Consider the following 19002-nt stretch of genomic DNA (forward strand, 5'->3'; position numbering starts at 1 on the left):
AAATACCCTTTAAGATAACCGATGAATTTGGACAGTGGTTGAGTTTGGGGATTTTATTTATCTTAGCGATTGAGGTTCTGGTAAATATAGGAGTAACCCTGGGAATTTTACCTACCAAGGGCTTACCATTGCCATTTATCAGTTATGGTGGTTCAGCACTTATTTTTAATTTAGCCTATGTGGGTTTACTTTTGAATATCGCTAAGGAGAGGAAATGATAAGGATGCTCATTGTAGCGGGAGGAAGTGGAGGCCATATTTTCCCTGCCTTTGCCTTAACCGAGGAGATGGAGAAAAGGAGAGATTCTCTGAAAATTATGTTGGTAATTTCGGGGAGACCCGCGGAGATAAAGATAATTGAGTATATGAAAAAGAAAATAAGAAACCTCAAGATTTATATTGTCCCCGTTTTCCCTCTCCGTGAAGGGGAGGGAGTTTTTCACTGGTCTGTTTTTTTATTTCGTTTTATAAGGTGGAGTATTTACTCATTTTTGCTTACCTTACTTTTTCGTCCCTGTATAGTGGTAGGATTTGGGGGGATTCTCTCTTTGCCATTGATTCTATCTGCATCTTTATTAAGAATTCCCACTTTAATCCATGAACAGAATGTTTATCCTGGGAAAGCAAATCTTCTACTTGCTCACTTTGCCCAGAAGGTTGCCCTGAGTTTTGAGGATTCTAAGCATTATTTTAAAAATAAGAGTAAACTCATTGTTACCGGAAACCCTCTGCGTCCTGACCTGAAGGTCATAGAAAGAGAAGAAGCGCTAAGGAGACTAGGGCTTGAGCCTTCCTTTTTCACATTGCTTATCTTGGGAGGCAGTCAGGGAGCGACCAGTATCAATCGTTATTTTGTAAATTTATGGAAAAATTTTAAGCAGGAGGATTTGGGATTTCAGGTTATTCATATTACCGGTTTAAAAGATTGGCACTGGGTATCAGAAAAATACAGAGAAATAAATATAACCGCAAAACTTTTCTCTTTCTATGAAGAGATGGAAGTTATCTATAGTGCATCCGATTTAGTAATCGGCCGTGCAGGCGCCGCTACCCTCAATGAAATATCCTTTTTTGCCAAACCTGCAATTATCATCCCTTATCCTTATGCAGAACAACATCAATTGCATAATGCCCTCTATTATCTAAAGAAAGGGGGTATCCTTCTCTTAGAAGAAAAGGATTTAGCTCAAGATAAGACCCGGGATTTTATTTATAAAATAATAAAAGATAGAGAGAAACAAGGTTTATTGAGTAGAGAGATAAAGAAAATAAATAATCCCTTTGCCACCAAGTTATTGGCTGATGTGGTAGAGGGGATTTTGTTTTTAAACTAAGGTTATGTTGAAGTTAAATCAATTTAAGAAAATTCACTTCGTAGGGATTGGGGGAATTGGGATGAGTGGTCTGGCAAGGATTTTTAAGGAATTGGGCTACGAAGTGACGGGTTCGGATAAAATAGAAAATTACTGCACGCACAAACTCCAAGAAATGGGGGTTAAGGTATATCTGGGACATCGGGAGAGTAACATAGATAGGGATACGGAAATTGTAGTTTATTCCTCGTCTATAAGTTGGGATAACCCTGAGTTATTAGAAGCGAGAGAGAAGAAAATCCCCATTTTACACCGGGCAGATGTGTTAGCATTTCTTATGCAGTCAAGGATAGGGATTGCCGTAGCGGGTGCCCATGGCAAGACTACAATTACTGCCATGACCGCCCATCTCCTTTCTCAAGCCGATTTTACCCCTACCGTAGTTATCGGAGGTGTGGTCAATCAATACAATACAAATGCCTGGTTAGGTAAAGGTAATTTTATGGTGGCTGAAGCCGATGAGAGTGATGGCTCGTTTATAAAACTTTCTCCATTCTATACCATCATCACTAACATTGATTTTGAGCATCTTGATTATTATAAGAATATAGAAAAAATTGTTTCCGCCTATCAGCGCTTTGTAGAAAAGACAAGGGAGACAGGTTGTGTATTCTTCTGTTACGATGACCCTTACCTTAAGAAAATTATTCCGGGATTACCTCTGCGTTCTGTAAGTTATGGACTTAATCCTCTATCCGATGTATATCCGCAGGATATTGTTCTCAAGGAAAATCAAGCAGAGTTTGAATGTGTTTACTTTGGTAAGAATATGGGTAAATTTAGATTACAGATTCCTGGTAAGCATAATGTTTTAAATGCACAGGTAGCGATTGCCTTAGCCAGAGAATTGAATATAGATTGGGAGAAAATAAGACAGGTTTTATTTACCTATCCGGGAACAATCCGCAGGTTCCAGATAAGAAAATTTGAACCGGTAATGGTTGTTGACGATTATGCTCATCATCCCAGTGAGATAAAGGCGACTTTGGAGGCAGCTTCCACATTTAAAAAGAAGCGCATCATCGCTGTATTTCAGCCACATCGTTATTCCCGTATTTACTATCTTAAAGAAAAATTTGCCGAGGCTTTTACACTTGCCGATAAATTATTAATTACGGAAATCTATTCTGCCGATGAAAAACCCATTACCGGAGTAAATGGTTGTATGCTTTATGAAGAGATAGTGAGGAAAATAGGAAATGTTAAGGAGGTTTTATTTTTAAGAAAAGAAAAAATAATTTCCCATCTGTTGGATATAATTAAGAAAGATGATCTTATTCTTATGTTGGGTGCAGGCGATATTACTAAAGTTACTGATGAATTGGTGATGAGGATTTAAGATAGATGTTAGTTAAAACCGCATTAGATTTGACTAAGGGAATAAAAGATTTAAAAATAGAGGGGAAAATTGTAGAAGGGAAAGAGTTAAAGGACTATTCTACTCTAAGGATAGGCGGACAGGCAGAAGTTTTTGTTGAGCCGTTTTCCTGGAAAGATATAGAAAAAGTAACCATTTTTACCCAGAAGAATAAAATCCCGCTCCTTATTTTGGGTGGAGGGAGTAAAGTTCTTTTTTCTGATGAAATGTTTAAAGGGGTTGTGTTGTATCTCAATAATTCTTTTTTTAAAAAAATAGAATTAGGAGAAGATTTTGTAAAAGTTAGCTGTGGGGTAACCATAAACGAACTTTTGAACTGGATGGTAGAAAATTCCTTAGGAGGATGGGAATTCTTAGCCGGAATTCCTGGAACCTTGGGAGGGACGCTATGTTTAAATAGCGGTGTAAGAGACTGTCTCGGAGGAGAGGGATATATTGAGATAGGTGATTTTGTGAAAGAGGTAACAGTACTGGATAAATCCGGTAATATTTTAAAACTGAATAGAGATAATTTGATTTTTGAATATCGTAAGAGTAACCTCTCTGATTTTATCATCCTGGAAGCAAAATTAATAAAAAAAGAAAGAAAGAGCCGGCAACAAATTAGGGAGAGAATATCTAAATTTATTAATTACCGGAGAGAGACCCAGGAATTAAGATTTCCCAGTGCAGGATGTGTATTTAAGAACCCTTTCTCCAATAGGAGTAGCGGAGAACTTATTGAACTTTCGGGTCTGAAAGGTAAATGTATTGGAGACATAGCGATTTCTGAGAAACATGCTAACTTCTTTATCAATTTAGGTAAAGGCACGGCAGGTGATTTTCTTTCCCTTATGGAGTATGTGCAGAAAAAGGTTAAATTTGACCATGGGATATGGCTTGAGCCAGAGATAAAAATAATAAGAAATTCGTTAATGCTCTAATGGAATGTACAAGTTGGAAGAATTTTAAGATCGGAATCTTTATGGGGGGTCCTTCGGTTGAACATGAGATTTCTTTGAAATCAGGGAAGGCGGTTTATACTGCCTTAAAGGAATTGGGATTAAAGGTTATTCCCGTAATTCTGCCTAAAGACTTTGATACCTTGGCAGATAAGTTAGAGTATTTATTTAGAGAATTACTGGAGGAATCGGGAATAAATTTGGTCTTTAATGCCCTGCATGGGAATTTTGGAGAAGATGGTAAGTTGCAGAAGATTCTGGAAAAATTGGAAATTCCTTACACAGGTTCGGATAGCCAGGCGAGTTATTTAGGGATGGATAAAGTTGCTTCCCGAAAAATTTTTAAAAAATCGGGTATTCCTGTACCTAAATATAAAATCTTGTATAAAAAATCAAATTTTAATGAGATTGATTTCACTTTCCCTTGTGTAATAAAACCAGCAAGAGGAGGTTCAAGTATTGGTGTTTCTATAGCGGAGAAAAAAGAAGATTTAGCAAAGGCCCTTGCCATAGCCTTTAATTACGATGACGAATTAATAGTTGAAGAATATATTGTAGGTAAAGAAATCACGGTTGCTATTTTAGAGAATAAACCTCTCCCCGTGATTCAGATTGTTCCTCAACAGAGATTTTATAGTTATGAGGCAAAATATAAAGACAGAAATACGCGCTATCTTTTGCCCGCTCCCATAAATAAAATTATACAAGAGAAGGCACAAGAACAGGCAATCAAGGCACACCATTCTTTGGGATGCAGTGGTTTTTCACGCGTGGATATGATTTTAAATAAAGAAAGCGTCCCTGTAGTTTTAGAAGTGAATACTATACCGGGATTAACCTCCCGTAGCCTTTTACCCAAAGCTGCGCAGGCAATGGATATCTCTTTTCCTGAACTCTGCCTTAAAATCCTTAAATCTGCATTGGATAAAAAGGGATGCTGAAGAGAAGGTTTAGAAAAACAAGAATAAAGAAAGGGAATCTCCTCCCCGAGTTTATCCCACGGATTCTTACCAGATTTTTTCTTTTAGGATTTATTTTCTTCTTTTTAGTTTTTTGGTTCCAGAAATTATCCCATTTATTTTTAACAAATCTTTCCTATTTCAGACTTTCTGAGGTCTATATAAAAAATCATTCCTATCTTGAGGGAGAAGAAGCCTTTGAATTTATACGCTTAAAGCCAGGAGTAAATATTTTTAATATAGATCTTTCTTCTCTGGCAAGGGAACTTAAAGAAAGACATCCCCAATATGCAGAAATAACTGTAAAAAGAATTCTCCCTCATAAACTATTAGTGGTGCTTAAAGAGCGGGAGCCTATAATGCAGATAAAGATGTCTAAGTTTTATCCGGTAGATAAGAATGGTTTTATCATTCCCTATGCTAAAGAAACACCGTATGCTAATTTACCGGTTATCTTAGGGGTAGAACCGGGAGAGATTACGCTCAATAATTTTTCTAATTCCTTAAGGATTAAGAAAGCAATAGAAATAATTGATGCACTTATAAAAGGAAATTTCTCTTGGCGGGTGAGGGTAGCTAAGATAAATCTCTCCAGTTTAAATGATATATCTTTTTTCTTAGATGATGGTGTAGAGGTTAGATTTGGGGCTCTGGTCAAGAAAGAAAAATTTGAACGCCTCTCTCAGGTTTTAGAGGAGATTAAGATAAAAGCGCTTTCTCCAGGTTTCATTGATTTAAGATTTAAAGATGTTATTTTAGGACCCCGATGAGAAAAGAGATAATTTGTGGATTGGACATCGGTACGAGTAAAATTTCTGTTGTCTTAGGAGAATTGAATGCTTCTAATAATAAATTGGGCATACTTGCTAAGGCAAAAGTGAATGCAGAGGGACTGGAACGGGGTAAGGTATTGGATATAGAAAAGTTTACTCATTCCATAGAATTGGTTATGCATATGGCAGGGACGGATAGGGAACTAAAACCGGCAAAGATTATTTTGGGAATTGGGAATGACAGTTTGAGGGTTTACCGTTATCGGAGAACTACCATTATTTCGGAACGGATTCAGGAGATAAAAAACTTTCATATAGAGCACTTAATAGAAGAGACCCTGAATATGGCAGTCCCTTTTGACTATGAGATTTTACACATCTTTCCTGAAGAATTTATAGTGGATGGACAAGGTAAAATTAGGGACCCCCGCGGAATGTTTGGAAATAGGATTTCTGCAGATTTTCTCCTGGTGACTATCTCCTCTTCTGTTTTACATAATATCAAAAAAGGTATTTATAATGCAGGTTATGCGGCGGATACCATATTATTCACTGATCTGGCTTCTGCTTTCACTTTTTTGGATGAGGAGGAGCGTAACGCGGGTGTCATCTTCTTAAAGATAGGTGGAGGAATGACCAGTGTGATAAAATTTTTAGGGGGGGTTCCTGTGTTTTTGGAAATTATTCCCTTTGGCGGAGTAGATATTGATACTGCCATTGCTAAGGCAACCGGAGTTTCTGTGGAAGAAGCAAAGGAATTAAAGGAGAGGTATGGTGGTCTTTCTTTGGAAATTCCTCAGGAGAAAATAATTCTGAAAAAGTCTGGGAAAATGTTGAAACGCGATGAATTAGTGAGGATTATAAATAGAATATTAGAACGAGTTTTATTTCAGATAAAAAAGAAGATAGAAAAATATGAGAACCTTTCCTGTTTGCCTTATGGTATTGTTTTAGGAGGAAATACTTTTCTTCTGGAAGATTTGGTAGAAAAAGTTGAGGAAATATTCCGTCTTCCCGTAAGGTTAGGAGGTGTAAAAGGCATTGAGGACTTTACTGGCGGAGAAAGTAATCTCTATAGTTGGGCAGACTCGCTGGGTTTACTCCGTTTTAATTCTTTTTCCAAGGTTTCTAAACAGAATATAGATAAACATCTCCATCCTTTCCAAAAATTCCTCTTACATACAAAGAAAATCTTTGAAGAATATTTCTGACAATAAGCGGTTAAAAAGTTGACAATTTCTCTCCCCTTAGACTATAATTAATTAGTTATCAACATTGTCTTTTATGTCCTTCAGAAGAATTAAGATTTTGCATATCATTACCCATTTAGAATTGGGAGGAGCACAAAGGACTACGCTTGCCCTTATTCAAGGGATTAATCGGAAGAATTTTGAGATACATTTTATAACTTCTCCTTATGGATATTTAGTTAAAGAACTAAAGAAGATAAGCGGGATTAAGGTTAAATTAATTCCCCATTTAAGAAGGGAAATAAACTTAGTAGATGACCTTATTGCTTTTTTAAGATTGTTCAACTATATAAGAAAGAATCATTTTGACATAGTTCATACTCATTCTCCCAAAGCAGGATTTCTGGGACGCTGGTCAGCGAAATTGGCGGGAGTTCCTTTTATTGTGCATACTGTTCATGGTTTTCCTTTTTATGAAAAAGAAAATTTTTTCCTCAAAAGGCTTTACATTCTTGCTGAGAGATTTACAGCGGAAATAACCGATAGACTTATTGTAGTCTGTGAGAGCGATAGGGAAAAAGGAATCTCTGCCGGCATAGGTTATTATGAAAAATATGTTTTGATTAGAGAGGGGATAGAAGTGGATAGAGGTGGGATTTTTTCTTCCGATATTTTGTACAATAGGTTAAGAGAGGTTTCTCCGATAATGGGAATGGTTGCTTGTTTAAAAAAGCAAAAAGCTCCTTTTGATTTTGTAAAAATGGCATCTTTGGTCAAGAAAAGATTTCCTGAAGCAAAATTTGTTCTGGTGGGAGGGGGACCATTGTACAAGAAGGTAGAGAGATTGATCAGGAGGTTAGGTTTAGAAAACAATTTTTTTCTCTTGGGTTGGAGAGAAGATGTTCTGAAAATAATCTCTTTTTTAGATATAGTTGTGCTTACCAGTTTATGGGAGGGACTACCTCTGGTAATCCTGGAAGCAATGGCTTTAAAAAAACCAATCGTGGCCACTAGGGTAGATGGTATAAAAGAATTAATTAGGGATGGAGAAAATGGTTTTTTAGTGGAACCCGGTGATTACTGTGGGCTTGCTCAGAGAGTAATCTTTCTTTTGGAAAATAAAAAATTACAGATAAGTTTTGTAGAGAGAAATCAAGAAATTTTGTCCAAATACAACCTTTCTTCAATGATTAAATTGACAGAAGAACTTTATTATAAACTTATGGGGGTGAGTTATGTCCATTAATGTTTTTTTGAGTATTTTTTTATCGGGATTAGTTTTTATCTTTATCCTCAGGAAATTTTTTCTCCTAATTAAACCGAAAGGATTTTTTGTTGAGAAGGACAAAAGAGGGGTTGTAAAAGTTGGGGGTATAATTTTATGCTTCTCTTTCTTGTTTGCAGGATTATTTTTCTATCATGATGCTTTCTTTAAGGATTCGCTTAATCTGAAGATTATTCTTACCACTTTTCTTGTTTTTATCCTCGGTTTAATTGATGATGGAAAGGAATTAAAAATCTGGCAGAAGTTCTTAGGAGAATTAATTATTACTTTCTTTTTTATCCTCATCTCCGGTATGACCACGGAGATTATTTTTTTTCCTAAAAGTATAAATTTTATCATTACTCTGGTTTGGATATTAGGTATCACTAATGCTTTTAATCTTCTTGATATTCAAGATGGTTTAGCTGCGGGAGTGGGTTTTTTGATAAGCTTAGCCTTTTTATACTTGGCACATTTTACTGGCAATATCTTTGTAGAGCAAATTTCTTTAATTTTAGCCGGTGCATTATCAGCTATCCTTATTTTTAATCTTCCCCCGGCAAAAATATATCTTGGAGATTCGGGGAGCCTTTGTTTAGGCTATGTCCTTAGTATTCTGGCGATTTCTCTAAGTTATGCTCAGGCTGCGCATGAAATGGCACTGCTCTCTCCTATTTTTATCCTGGGCTTTCCTATCTTTGATACAATTTTTGTAAGTTTAAGGAGGTTATCCCAGGGAAGGTCTATCTTTAAAAAATCCGATGACCATTTCATTTTCTGCTTGATTAAACAGGGGAGAAAAAAGAGTGCTTTATTTATCTGTTACTTATTAAGTTTGCTATTTATCAGTTTAGGAATCCTGTTTATGAAGTTAAGTAACCTTTTCAGTCTGGTCCTTATTATTTTATTTCTGAAATTATTATACCACATTTCTTTTAAGGTAAGCAGGGTTCAATGAAAAATATTTTTATTTTGGGAGCAGGTTTATCGGGACTGAGTTTAGCCTATCATTTACAGAAAAAAAAGATAGATTGTCAGATTTTTGAAAAAGAGAATGAAATCGGTGGGTTGGCACGGTCTAAAAGGATTTCGGGATTTTGTTTTGACTACGCCGGTCATCTTTTACATTTCCGCGATAAAAAATTGTTTTCTTTTGTGAAAGGATTGCTTGGGGATAATCTAATCAGACATAAACGGAATGCTTCCATATATTCTTTTCGTAAGTTTGTTCCCTACCCATTCCAGGCTAATCTCTTTGCTCTCCCCCAGAAAATTAAAGAGGATTGTCTTAAGGGCTTTATAGATACAGGAGAGCATAAAATTAATAACAATTTTCAAGATTGGGTAATAGAAAAATTTGGTAAAGGGATTGCCAGGTATTTTATGCTTCCCTATAATCACAAATTTTGGACAATTCCCTTGAAAGAATTGACTTATCTCTGGGTAGATAGATTGATCCCAGTTCCTTCTTTTAGGGAAATAATTGAGGGAGCAAAAGGAAAACTCGATAAAAATTTTGGTTATAATGTTTTCTTCTGGTATCCCAGGAATGGGATTTGTGAACTTCCTTTAGCTTTGAGTAAGGAGGTAAAGAATATTTTTACTGATTGTAAAATAAAGGAAATCGATCTGAAAAATAAAAAAATTAAATTGGCTAATAATACCTGGGAGAGGTTTACTTATTTATTTTCCACCATTCCCTTACCAGAGTTAATGGACCTTATAAAAAATATACCTAAGGAGATGGTTTATTCTTACAAAAAATTACGCTGGAATTCCATATTCAATCTAAACCTCGGCATAGATGGGGAGATCAAACTCCCTTACCACTGGATATATTTTCCTGAGAAAAAAATATCTTTTTATCGGATAGGTTTTTTTCATAATCTTTCCTCCGAATTGGTTCCTCAAAGAAAAAGTTCTCTCTACATAGAAATTTCTTATTCAGAATCTAAACCTATCAACAAGAAAGAAATTGTCTTCCGGGCGATAAAAGATTTGATCAGGATAGGTATTCTTAAGAAAGAAGACCAAATTTTAGTTAAGGACATCAACGATATAGAGTATGGCTATCCCATTTATGATTTTGACTATCCGCAAGCAAGAGAAAATACTTTAAATTATTTAAAAGAAAATAATCTTATCTCCTTTGGTCGTTACGGCTCCTGGCGCTATATGTCTATGGAGGATGTTCTTGCAGAAGGTAAAATTTTGGCGATGAGTTTGAAATGAGAATAGAAAGGCATATAAGGAAAAGAGTCCATTTTAAAAGGAGAAGAGATTTTTATAAATATAAAATTGGTGATTTTTTTTACGGCTTGAGATACTATTGGCAGGAATATTTAGTAAGTGCGGGCATATTAAAAAACTCTGTTTTTACCGGCCCCACCCTTGTCCAGATAGACCTTACCAATAAATGTAATAGTAAATGTCTTGTTTGTTGGCAACGTTCTCCATATTTAGGAGAGTTGAGGGCGACCGGAGAGTGGGAAAACCAAGAAATTTCTTTTACAAGGATAATTAGTTTATTAAGGGAATTAAAGAAAATGGGAACAAAAAAAATATTTTTTTCCGGTGGAGGGGAACCCCTCATGTATCCTAGATTCTGGAAAGTAATTTCCTATGCTAAAAAAATGGGTTTCGTTTGTATACTCAGTTCAAATTTTACACTTGTAGATAGAGAAAAAGCAAAGATATTTATTGATCTAAACTTTGACCATATAAATGTAAGTTTATGGGCAGCAACTCCTGAGACTTATATGCGCGTGCATCTGGGGAGAGATAAGGAGTGTTTTTACAGAACTAAAGATATATTGCGTTTTATTTATGAGCATAAAAAGATTAAACACCTTCCCCATATGAATATTTATAATGTAATTTTTAAAGAAAATTTTTATGAAGTAGACAAGATGGTAGAACTTGCTTTTGAGGTGGGAGCAGATTCTATTCAGTTTGTCCCTATGGATCCGGTTGTTGGTAAAACTGATTTTTTGTTATTGAATTATAGAGAAAGGGAGATTGTAAAGGAGAAACTAAAAATGATTAAGCAGAAATTACTTGACGACAATCCCGAGAATAAAAGAGGTCCCAATCTGTTTATCTGTGATTATGAAGATTTTTTACGCCGTCTTTCTAATGAGAAAGCAGATAAGGGAGAATACGATTCCTTAGTTAAAGATATCCCCTGTTATATTGGCTGGGATTTTATGCGTATAACTGCTAATGGCGATGTTTATCCCTGTTTAAAAGTAAATGTTCCTGTAGGAAATATTTATGAGGAAGATTTGCTTAAAATTTGGTATGGTGAGAAACAGAGGATATTTAGAAAACTTGCGAAAGAGAAAAAAGAAAATACATATTTTTCTCCTCAGAGGTGCTCTTTAAGCTGTGACAATCTTGCTCAGAATATAATTTTACAGAAACAGATTGTTTCTCTTTCCAAGTTAGATAAAATGTTTATGTATTTTTTAAACTATTATGTTTTTTCTGAAAAGATTTACTAAATCACCAGAGATTGTCTTAGTTATATCTCCTCCCTGGGACACAATGATGCCTCCATTAGGAATTGCTTATTTAGAAAGCTATCTTAAGGAAAAAGGTTTTCATTCTATAATTCTGGATATAAATATTGACCTTTATAATAGCGTAACAAAAAAAGAGAGAATTCTTTGGCGTCCAGAAATGTATCCACACTGGTTTGAAGAAGAGAAGTTTTTGCAATTGAAGAATTCTTGGGAAATTTATTTTGAAAGATATACTAAAAAAATACTTTTCTTTAAAACTTCCTTTATTGGCTTTTCTGTAAATACCAGTAATCGCCTTTTCTCCTTAGAATTGGCTAAGCGGATAAAATTAGAGGATAAAAGAAAGACGATAATCTTTGGAGGACCGGCTACTTTTGGCCTTCATTTAGATACTTTCTTCTTGCGAAAAAAGGACGATCTTCCGGTAGATATTTTTGTAATTGGGGAAGGGGAGGAGACATTATATGAGATTTTATTAACGCAGGACATAGCCAAAGTAAAAGGAGCAATTTTTAAAAAAAATGGAGGGTATTCTCTGCTTATTCCCCGTTTTCCAATCATGGATATTAATACCATTCCTTTTCCCACTTTTGAAAGTTTCCCTTTAAATAAATATCTTATTCCTGCTTTACCTTTACTTATTAGTCGGGGATGCGTTTCCAGATGTTCCTTCTGTAACGACCATCGTTTAAGTTTCCCCTATCGTTATAAAAATCCCCCTTATGTTATTAAAGAAATAGAGTATCATATGAAATACAATGGGATTAATTCTTTTTCTTTTAAAGACCTTCTCTGCAATGGGAATATTCCGGTTTTAGAGACCCTTTGTAATTTAATTATTGAAAAAAAACTGAACATAAACTGGGATTCTCAAGCAATTCCCCGTAAAGAAATGGGTTTTCATCTCTTAGAAAAGATGAAGCGTGCTGGTTGTCATACTCTAATTTATGGTTTAGAAAGTGCCTCCAATAGAGTTTTAAATAAAATGAAAAAGATGTTCACTAAAGAAATCGCTGAAAGAGTAATCCGAGATACGCACAGAGCAGGCATAAGAGTTTATATAAATATCATTGTTGGTTTTCCTGGGGAAACTGAAGAAGATTTTATGGAGACATATAATTTTATAAAAGAAAATAGAAAATATATAGATTCCTTAGCTGCTTTGAGTGTCTGTTTGGTTAATGGAGAGACAGACTTAGAATTTAATCCTTCAAAATATGGGTTACTGCTTCCTGATGAACCAGAGAAGAGAGCACGCTTTTGGAAAGACATTTACGGTAACGATTATCACTTAAGAAAAGAGAGAGCGGAAAGAATACTTTCTCTTCTAAGAGAATTAAATCTTTCCTATGATTCCCTTAATGTCTAAAAAAGAGAGAGTAAAATTATTAGCAGGGATTTTTCATGGAAGAAAGGCTTTTCTTGGTCCACAGGTAATACATCTGGATTTAACCAATTTGTGTAATAATAATTGTATTGGTTGTTGGTGTCGTTCTCCATTATTAAAAGATAAAGAGATGCCTGATTGGGAAAAAGGGTTATCCCTTCCTTTTGAAATTGTTAAAGGAGTAATTGATGATTGTTTAAAAATGGGAGGATTGATACAGGTAAAACTTGTGGGTGGGGGAGAACCTTTTATGCATCCGGATATTTTAAAAATTATAAGATATATTAAAGGGAGAAAAAAAGAAATTGAGATTGATATAAATACTAACTTTACCCTCGTAGATAAAAAGATTGCCCAAGAGTTAATAGATTTAGAAGTAGATTCGCTTACTGTAAGTCTCTGGGCGGGGGATAGCAAAACTTATGCCATAACCCATCCCAATAAGGATGAAGATACTTTTTATCGTATTGAAGGGGTTTTAAAATATTTGGCGGAGAAAAAGAATAGTAAGCCCTATATAAAAATTTATAATGTTATTTTTAATCTCAATTATCAAAAAATTGAAGAGATGCTTCAGTTTGCCTTAGCAGTAAAAGCCGAAGACATTCAGTTTGTTCCCTTGGACCCCATCCCTGGGAGAACAGATTGTCTTCTGCTCAATAAAAAGGAAAAAGAAGAGTTATGGGAGAAATTATCTTTGCTTGAAAAATATTACGACCCTCTAAATCAACGATACAATTACAATGGCAAAAGCATTATCGTTACCGATTTCCTTGGGTTTTTGAGAAGGTTAAAAGAAACTTCGGAATTCGGTGCTTACGATATTAAGTGTGTTGATAAATTTCCCTGTTATGTGGGGTGGTTATTTTCCCGGATAATGGCTACGGGAAATGTTGTTCCCTGCTGTAAAGGGCATCGCTTGGTTTTAGGAAATATTTATAAAAAAAGTTTCTACAAAATCTGGAATTCAGAACTCTACGAGCAATTCAGATACAAGGCTAAAAATTTGTCCAAAAAAGATACCTTTTTTTCTCAAATAGGGAATCAGGCAAATCCCGAGACCGGTTGTTACAATTGCGATAATCTCTGGCAGAATGAGCCAATGCATAGACAAATTGAATCCTTAAATGGAAGAAAGAGAATATTAATTAAAGCCTTCTCATGGTTTTATTAAAGAGGATTAAGATTGTTTTTTTTAATCGGGAAATGCTTAAAAATTTAATCAAAAAAAATTTAAGGTCCTATTATGTAAATTCTTTATTGGGGATAAGCTGGGCAATTATTATCCCTTTAATTTTGATGTTTGTTCTAAGTTTTATTTTTCAAAATATTCTAAAAATTGAGATTGAGAATTTCCCTCTCTATGTTCTTTCAGGACTTATTCCATTTATGTTTTTTGCTTCTTCTTTAACTCAGGCAGCCAATTCTTTGGTGGAGAATATTTATCTTTTAAGACAATTTAATTTACCCAAAGAGATAATCCCCCTTTCTATCATTATCACCAATTTTTTAAATTTTTTACTGGGCTTTTTGGTGCTTATTCCGATCTTTGTTCTTTCTAATCCTCGCATTCTTCTTTCACTATCTTTTTTATTCTTTATCATTCCCATATTTTCAATTTTTGTAATGGGCATAAGTTTATTTTTTTCTGCGCTCAATGTTTTCTTTCGCGATTTATCTCATCTCTTAGGTGTTCTGATTATGTTTTTCTTTTGGATTACACCCATCTTTTATAAGGAAGAGATGATTCCTACTCAATATCGCTGGATTATTGATTTCAACCCTTTAAGCATTTATATAAATTTATTCAGGAATATATTGTTAAATGGTAGAGTTAGGGAGTTTAAGTTTATTTCTTTTAGTCTGTTATGGGCAGGGTTATTTTTTTTCATCGGCTATTATTTTTTTCTAAGAACGGAGTCAAATTTTCTTAAAAGGATTTAAATGAAAATTATAGAGTTAAAAGATGTCTGGGAAAGATATAGGATTAAATTTATTGAAAATGGTAAAGTTTTCTGGGAGGATTTCTGGGCTTTAAAAGGGATTAATCTGGAGATAGAAAAAGGAGAGACTATTGCCATTGTGGGAGAAAATGGAGCCGGCAAAACTACCCTTTTGAAGGTAATTGCCGGATTACTTGTTCCTGATAGAGGGGAAGTGAAAGTTGAAGGAAAAGTATCCAGTCTTTTTGAGCCAGGATTAGGGTTTCATCCTGAACTTACGGGAAAAGAGAATATCTATTTAACTGCGAGCTTATTTGGTCTAAAAAAGGAGGAAATAGATAGTTTGTTTGAACAAATTTGTGATTTTGCCGATATCGGTAAATTTATTAATTCCCCTTTAAAATATTATTCCCAGGGAATGTTTGTGAGGCTTTCCTTTTCCATTGCCGTGCATCTTTTCCCGGATATCTTTTTGATTGATGAGATTCTTACCGTAGGAGATATAGGATTTCAAAAAAAATGTATCCATAAATTGTTCGAATTAAAAGATAAAGGGCTTACTTTAATTTTAGTTACTCAGGATTTATCTCTGGCGCAAAAGATAGCAAAAAGAGGAATTTTTTTAAAGGAGGGAAAGATTATTAAAGATGATTCTATAGAGAAAGTAACTTCTTCCTATATAGAGAGTATTAAAAAAGAAGAAACTTCTAATAAAAGAGAAACGAAGAAAGAAATTATCAGTGTTGACCGACTGAAGTTATTAGCTGAAGAAGGCAGTATAAAGATATTCTGGGAAGGGAAAGAAATAACCAAAGGTAAAGGACTTTATACAGCAATAAATTCACTTAATAAATGGTATCACTCTTTTGATTTTCCCATAAAGATAGAAAAATTGAATGAAAAAAATCTTGCAATAATTGTTTACTATCCTCATTTATCCTTAAAAGAATATATTAAGCTCAATATTCTGACAGAGAAAGAAATATCTTTGGAAATAGAGATGGAATTAGAGAAAGAAATTCTTTTTTCAAATCGCGATGTTCGCCTGGAGGTTATCTCCATTTATCAAACCTGGTTAACGGATGAAGAAGAGGGGTTTTTTTCAGAAAAATTTTTTAATGGAATAAGTCCGGTAAGATTAAAGAATAACCGCGTAAAAGCATTGGGATTAAAAGAAAAAGATGGGCTTCCGCATTTTATTTTCTCCATTAATAATACAGGGAATTGGCTTTCTTCTCTTTACAAGAGAAAAGAAGAAGATGAAAAAATAGTTCTTCAGTTTTCTGAAATAATTCCTAAGAAAAATCAAAAATTCTTTCCAGGAAGATATACTTTTTTTAAAGGAAAGATAATTTTTGACAGAGAATTGGCGAGAAAAGAAATAATTTCTTGTGTTTATCCTATAATTAAAAAGGAAGATTTGGAATTTGTTTTTGCAGAAGGAAGGGGAAGGATATTTTGGAAAGATATGGAAATTACATCTGGTTTAGGGATGTATACATCTTTTCGGGTTAAAGGAATCTGGTATGATTCAAGTTTAGCCATATGGGAAATTAGAGAAAATACTTCCCGAGAAATAGAGGTTTTGGGAAGCTGGCCTTATATTTCTCTTTCTCAATTCTGGAAAATTTCTCTCTCAGATGTTGGAAAGATTCTCTGGAGAGTAGAAACAGAGATAGCCGAGAAAACAGATTTGGAGTTGGAACACATAGGTCTTATGTTTATTCCTGAATACAAAAATTGGATAGCCCAAAATATCTATAAAGGTGATTTTAGTGAGGAATTTTCTGAGGATTACGATATCCTTCCTTTTCGTTTTTTCTATGGTCGGGCAGATGAGCTGAAATCTTCTGTTCCAGGTCTTCCTTCTCTGATATTCAGAGTTTTAAATAAAGATAATTCTTTGCGAGCGATGATTGGAAATAGTGATTACTTATATAAAGCAAGACTCTTTCAATATCAGAGAAATTTAGCAGGAGAAATATTAAAATTAAAAGAACATTTCTTAGGGGAGGTGGAGCTAAAATAATGATGTGGATAAAATCAAACTACCAGAAATTTAGAAAACACTTTAAAGATAAGGGATTTTTTTATGCTCTCTGGAGGGGAATAAAATATTTTGTTTATCTTATAAAAAAATATAAAGGGGAGAAAAAACTGCACTTTAAAAAGAAGACCCTTAAGAAAGGAGGTACGGAGGTAGTTTGTTTTGATAAAAACATAAAGATTTTTTGGAAAGAAAAAGAAATTACTAAAGATGTGGGATTAAATACATCTTTAATCATAAAAGGTAATTGTTTTACTTCTCCAAAGGCAAAATGGAAGGTAAAAATTATAGATACCGATATCCTTTCAATTTTAGTTATTTGGAAGAAAATTCCTATTAGACAGGATTGGTTAATAAAATTGGTCTCTCCCGATAAAATCGTATGGTTAGTAGATATAGAAATAAAGAAAGATATTTCTTTTGAAGAAAGAAAGGCCAGCATTATGGTTTCTTCTTTATATAAGCGCTGGATTAATTCCTATGAAGAAGGTTTTTTCCCAGTCATTAGAAACTGGGAAGAAATTCCCCTGCAGTTAAAAGAAAGTAAATTTATTGGGGTTAGGACTTTTGAAAACGACTTACTCAATATTATCTTTGATTATGCAAAAAATTATTTTAAAACTTCTCCTTCTCTACAGAATACTGGCAAAGAAAATAATGCCCGGGTTTTAAATGCCTGTATGGGTAAAGAGGATTACAAGAAAGGGAAATATCCATATTTTAGAGGAGAAATTTTATTAATTAAGGATGAGCAGATTTTGGAAAATTATATTGAAAAGGCAAGGGGAGAGTTCACAAAAAAAATTTTCTTAAATAAAAAAGATGATTTTAAAGTTGTCTTAGTAAATCTTCCTTGGCAGAGAGATGGTAAATGGGGAGTGCGTGCCGGTTCACGCTGGCCACATATAAAAACTGAAGAAGAGAATAACTATCAACCTTTTCCTTTCTTTTTGGCTTACTCTGCCAGTCTCCTCAAAAATAATGGTTTTGAAGTTTATCTCATTGATTGTCTTGCAGAAAAGATAGATTTTATAAAACTCAAGCAGAAAATCAAAGAGATAAAACCTCAGCTTTTGTTAGCCGAAACTTCTACCCCATCTCTGTATAACGATTTAGAGATTTTGGAACAGCTCTCTGGAAATTTTCCTATTGCCCTTTCCGGACCGGAGGCAAATATAAGAAAAAAAGAATTTCTGGAGAGGAATCCTTTTATTGATTTTGTTTTGGTAGGTGAATATGAAGTAACCCTTTTAGAGTTAGTAAAGAGCATAAAAGAGAATCTCTCTTTTCAAAATATCCTTGGTTTAATTTATAGAAGTGACGGAGAGGTAAAGATAAATCCTCCGCGTCCACTGATTAAAGACTTAGACTCTCTACCCTGGCCATTAAGGGAAGGTTTACCCATGGAGAGTTATATTGATGCTCCCGGAGAGATGCCTTTACCCTCAGTGCAGATGTGGTCAAGCAGAGGCTGTATTTTTAAGTGTCTGTTCTGTCTCTGGCCATCGCTGATGTACCAAGGAAATATTTTTCGCACAAGAAATCCTTTAAAAGTTGTAGAGGAGATGGAATATTTAGTTAAAGAGATGGGATTTAGGTCTATTTATTTTGATGACGATACCTTTAATATTGGTAAAGAAAGAGTTTTAGAGATTTGTAGGCAAATAAGAAAATATAAACTCAACATTCCTTGGGCAATAATGGCAAGGCCGGATTTAATGGATAAAGAGATGCTTTCTGCTTTGAAGGAAGCCGGTGTATGGGCAATAAAGTATGGTGTAGAATCAGGAGAGCAAAAATTATTAGACAAGATTGGTAAGAATATGAATCTCCAAAAAGCGATAGAGATGATTCGTTTGACTAAAAAATTGGGGATAAAATTTCATCTTACCTTTATGTTTGGTCTGCCTGGAGAAACTATGGGCTCAATCAAAGAAACAATTGAGCTTGCAATAGACCTTGCTCCTTTTTCTCTCCAGTTTTCCTTAGTTACCCCTTTCCCGGGGACAAGTCTTTTTGAATACTGTAAAGATTCAGAGGAAATTGCTTCCTATGATTGGGAAGCGTATGATGGGAATTACAATTGTGTGATAAATACAGAAGCCTTAACCTCTAAGGAGATAGAGAATTTTAAAAATCTTGCTTTGCAAATCTGGAGAGATTATCAAAAAGGGATTTTAAGCTATGCAGAGGCCTGTAAAATCCTACCAAAGACTTAGAGAAA

General features: G+C 34.5%; 16 protein-coding genes. All 16 read left to right on the forward strand.

What is annotated here, in order from left to right; all coding sequences use genetic code 11:
• Nucleotides 1–218 (forward strand): FtsW/RodA/SpoVE family cell cycle protein (locus tag NC818_06445; protein ID MCM8784390.1); only part of this gene is annotated, 218 nt, incomplete at its 5' end.
• Nucleotides 215–1333 carry a UDP-N-acetylglucosamine--N-acetylmuramyl-(pentapeptide) pyrophosphoryl-undecaprenol N-acetylglucosamine transferase gene (locus NC818_06450; GenBank protein MCM8784391.1) on the forward strand — a complete coding sequence of 373 codons (1119 nt, stop codon included), beginning with the start codon at nt 215–217 and terminating at the stop codon, nt 1331–1333. The genes NC818_06445 and NC818_06450, both read left to right, overlap by 4 nt.
• A 4-nt stretch (nt 1334–1337) precedes the next feature.
• Complete coding sequence (gene murC, locus NC818_06455) at nt 1338–2711, forward strand: UDP-N-acetylmuramate--L-alanine ligase (GenBank protein MCM8784392.1); 1374 nt, start codon at nt 1338–1340, stop codon at nt 2709–2711.
• Nucleotides 2712–2716: 5 nt separating this feature from the next.
• The gene (gene murB / locus NC818_06460; protein ID MCM8784393.1) at nt 2717–3673 is read left to right on the forward strand and encodes a UDP-N-acetylmuramate dehydrogenase; all 957 of its coding nucleotides are present in this window, start codon (nt 2717–2719) and stop codon (nt 3671–3673) included.
• Between the two features lie 41 nt (nt 3674–3714).
• Entirely contained in the window at nt 3715–4632 is a 918-nt protein-coding gene (locus NC818_06465; GenBank protein MCM8784394.1) for a D-alanine--D-alanine ligase, read from the forward strand.
• On the forward strand, nt 4626–5420 hold the full coding sequence (locus NC818_06470; protein ID MCM8784395.1) for a cell division protein FtsQ/DivIB: 795 nt from the start codon (nt 4626–4628) through the stop codon (nt 5418–5420). Before NC818_06465 ends, NC818_06470 begins: the two co-directional genes overlap by 7 nt.
• Entirely contained in the window at nt 5417–6634 is a 1218-nt protein-coding gene (gene ftsA / locus NC818_06475; protein ID MCM8784396.1) for a cell division protein FtsA, read from the forward strand. The genes NC818_06470 and ftsA overlap by 4 nt, the downstream gene beginning before the upstream one ends.
• 73 nt (nt 6635–6707) lie before the next feature.
• Nucleotides 6708–7859: a glycosyltransferase family 4 protein gene (locus NC818_06480; GenBank protein MCM8784397.1), complete on the forward strand. Its 1152-nt coding sequence runs from the start codon at nt 6708–6710 to the stop codon at nt 7857–7859.
• Complete coding sequence (locus NC818_06485; protein MCM8784398.1) at nt 7849–8835, forward strand: undecaprenyl/decaprenyl-phosphate alpha-N-acetylglucosaminyl 1-phosphate transferase; 987 nt, start codon at nt 7849–7851, stop codon at nt 8833–8835. Before NC818_06480 ends, NC818_06485 begins: the two co-directional genes overlap by 11 nt.
• Nucleotides 8832–10109, forward strand: a complete 1278-nt coding sequence (locus NC818_06490) for an NAD(P)-binding protein (GenBank protein ID MCM8784399.1) — start codon at nt 8832–8834, stop codon at nt 10107–10109. The genes NC818_06485 and NC818_06490 overlap by 4 nt, the downstream gene beginning before the upstream one ends.
• On the forward strand, nt 10106–11380 hold the full coding sequence (locus NC818_06495) for a radical SAM protein (GenBank protein ID MCM8784400.1): 1275 nt from the start codon (nt 10106–10108) through the stop codon (nt 11378–11380). Before NC818_06490 ends, NC818_06495 begins: the two co-directional genes overlap by 4 nt.
• Nucleotides 11355–12770 (forward strand): radical SAM protein, encoded by a 1416-nt coding sequence (locus NC818_06500; GenBank protein ID MCM8784401.1) that lies wholly within the window; start codon nt 11355–11357, stop codon nt 12768–12770. Before NC818_06495 ends, NC818_06500 begins: the two co-directional genes overlap by 26 nt.
• Nucleotides 12763–13962 carry a radical SAM protein gene (locus tag NC818_06505; protein ID MCM8784402.1) on the forward strand — a complete coding sequence of 400 codons (1200 nt, stop codon included), beginning with the start codon at nt 12763–12765 and terminating at the stop codon, nt 13960–13962. The genes NC818_06500 and NC818_06505 overlap by 8 nt, the downstream gene beginning before the upstream one ends.
• Nucleotides 13950–14732, forward strand: coding sequence for an ABC transporter permease (locus NC818_06510; GenBank protein ID MCM8784403.1), 783 nt, complete (start codon nt 13950–13952; stop codon nt 14730–14732). The genes NC818_06505 and NC818_06510 overlap by 13 nt, the downstream gene beginning before the upstream one ends.
• Entirely contained in the window at nt 14733–16760 is a 2028-nt protein-coding gene (locus NC818_06515; GenBank protein MCM8784404.1) for an ABC transporter ATP-binding protein, read from the forward strand.
• Entirely contained in the window at nt 16760–18997 is a 2238-nt protein-coding gene (locus tag NC818_06520; protein MCM8784405.1) for a radical SAM protein, read from the forward strand. The genes NC818_06515 and NC818_06520 overlap by 1 nt, the downstream gene beginning before the upstream one ends.
• Nucleotides 18998–19002: the final 5 nt, after the last annotated feature.

It is taken from the genome of Candidatus Omnitrophota bacterium (genome assembly GCA_023819145.1).
In the GTDB taxonomy this organism is placed as follows: Bacteria; Omnitrophota; Gorgyraeia; order DTHP01; family DTHP01; genus JBFWKV01.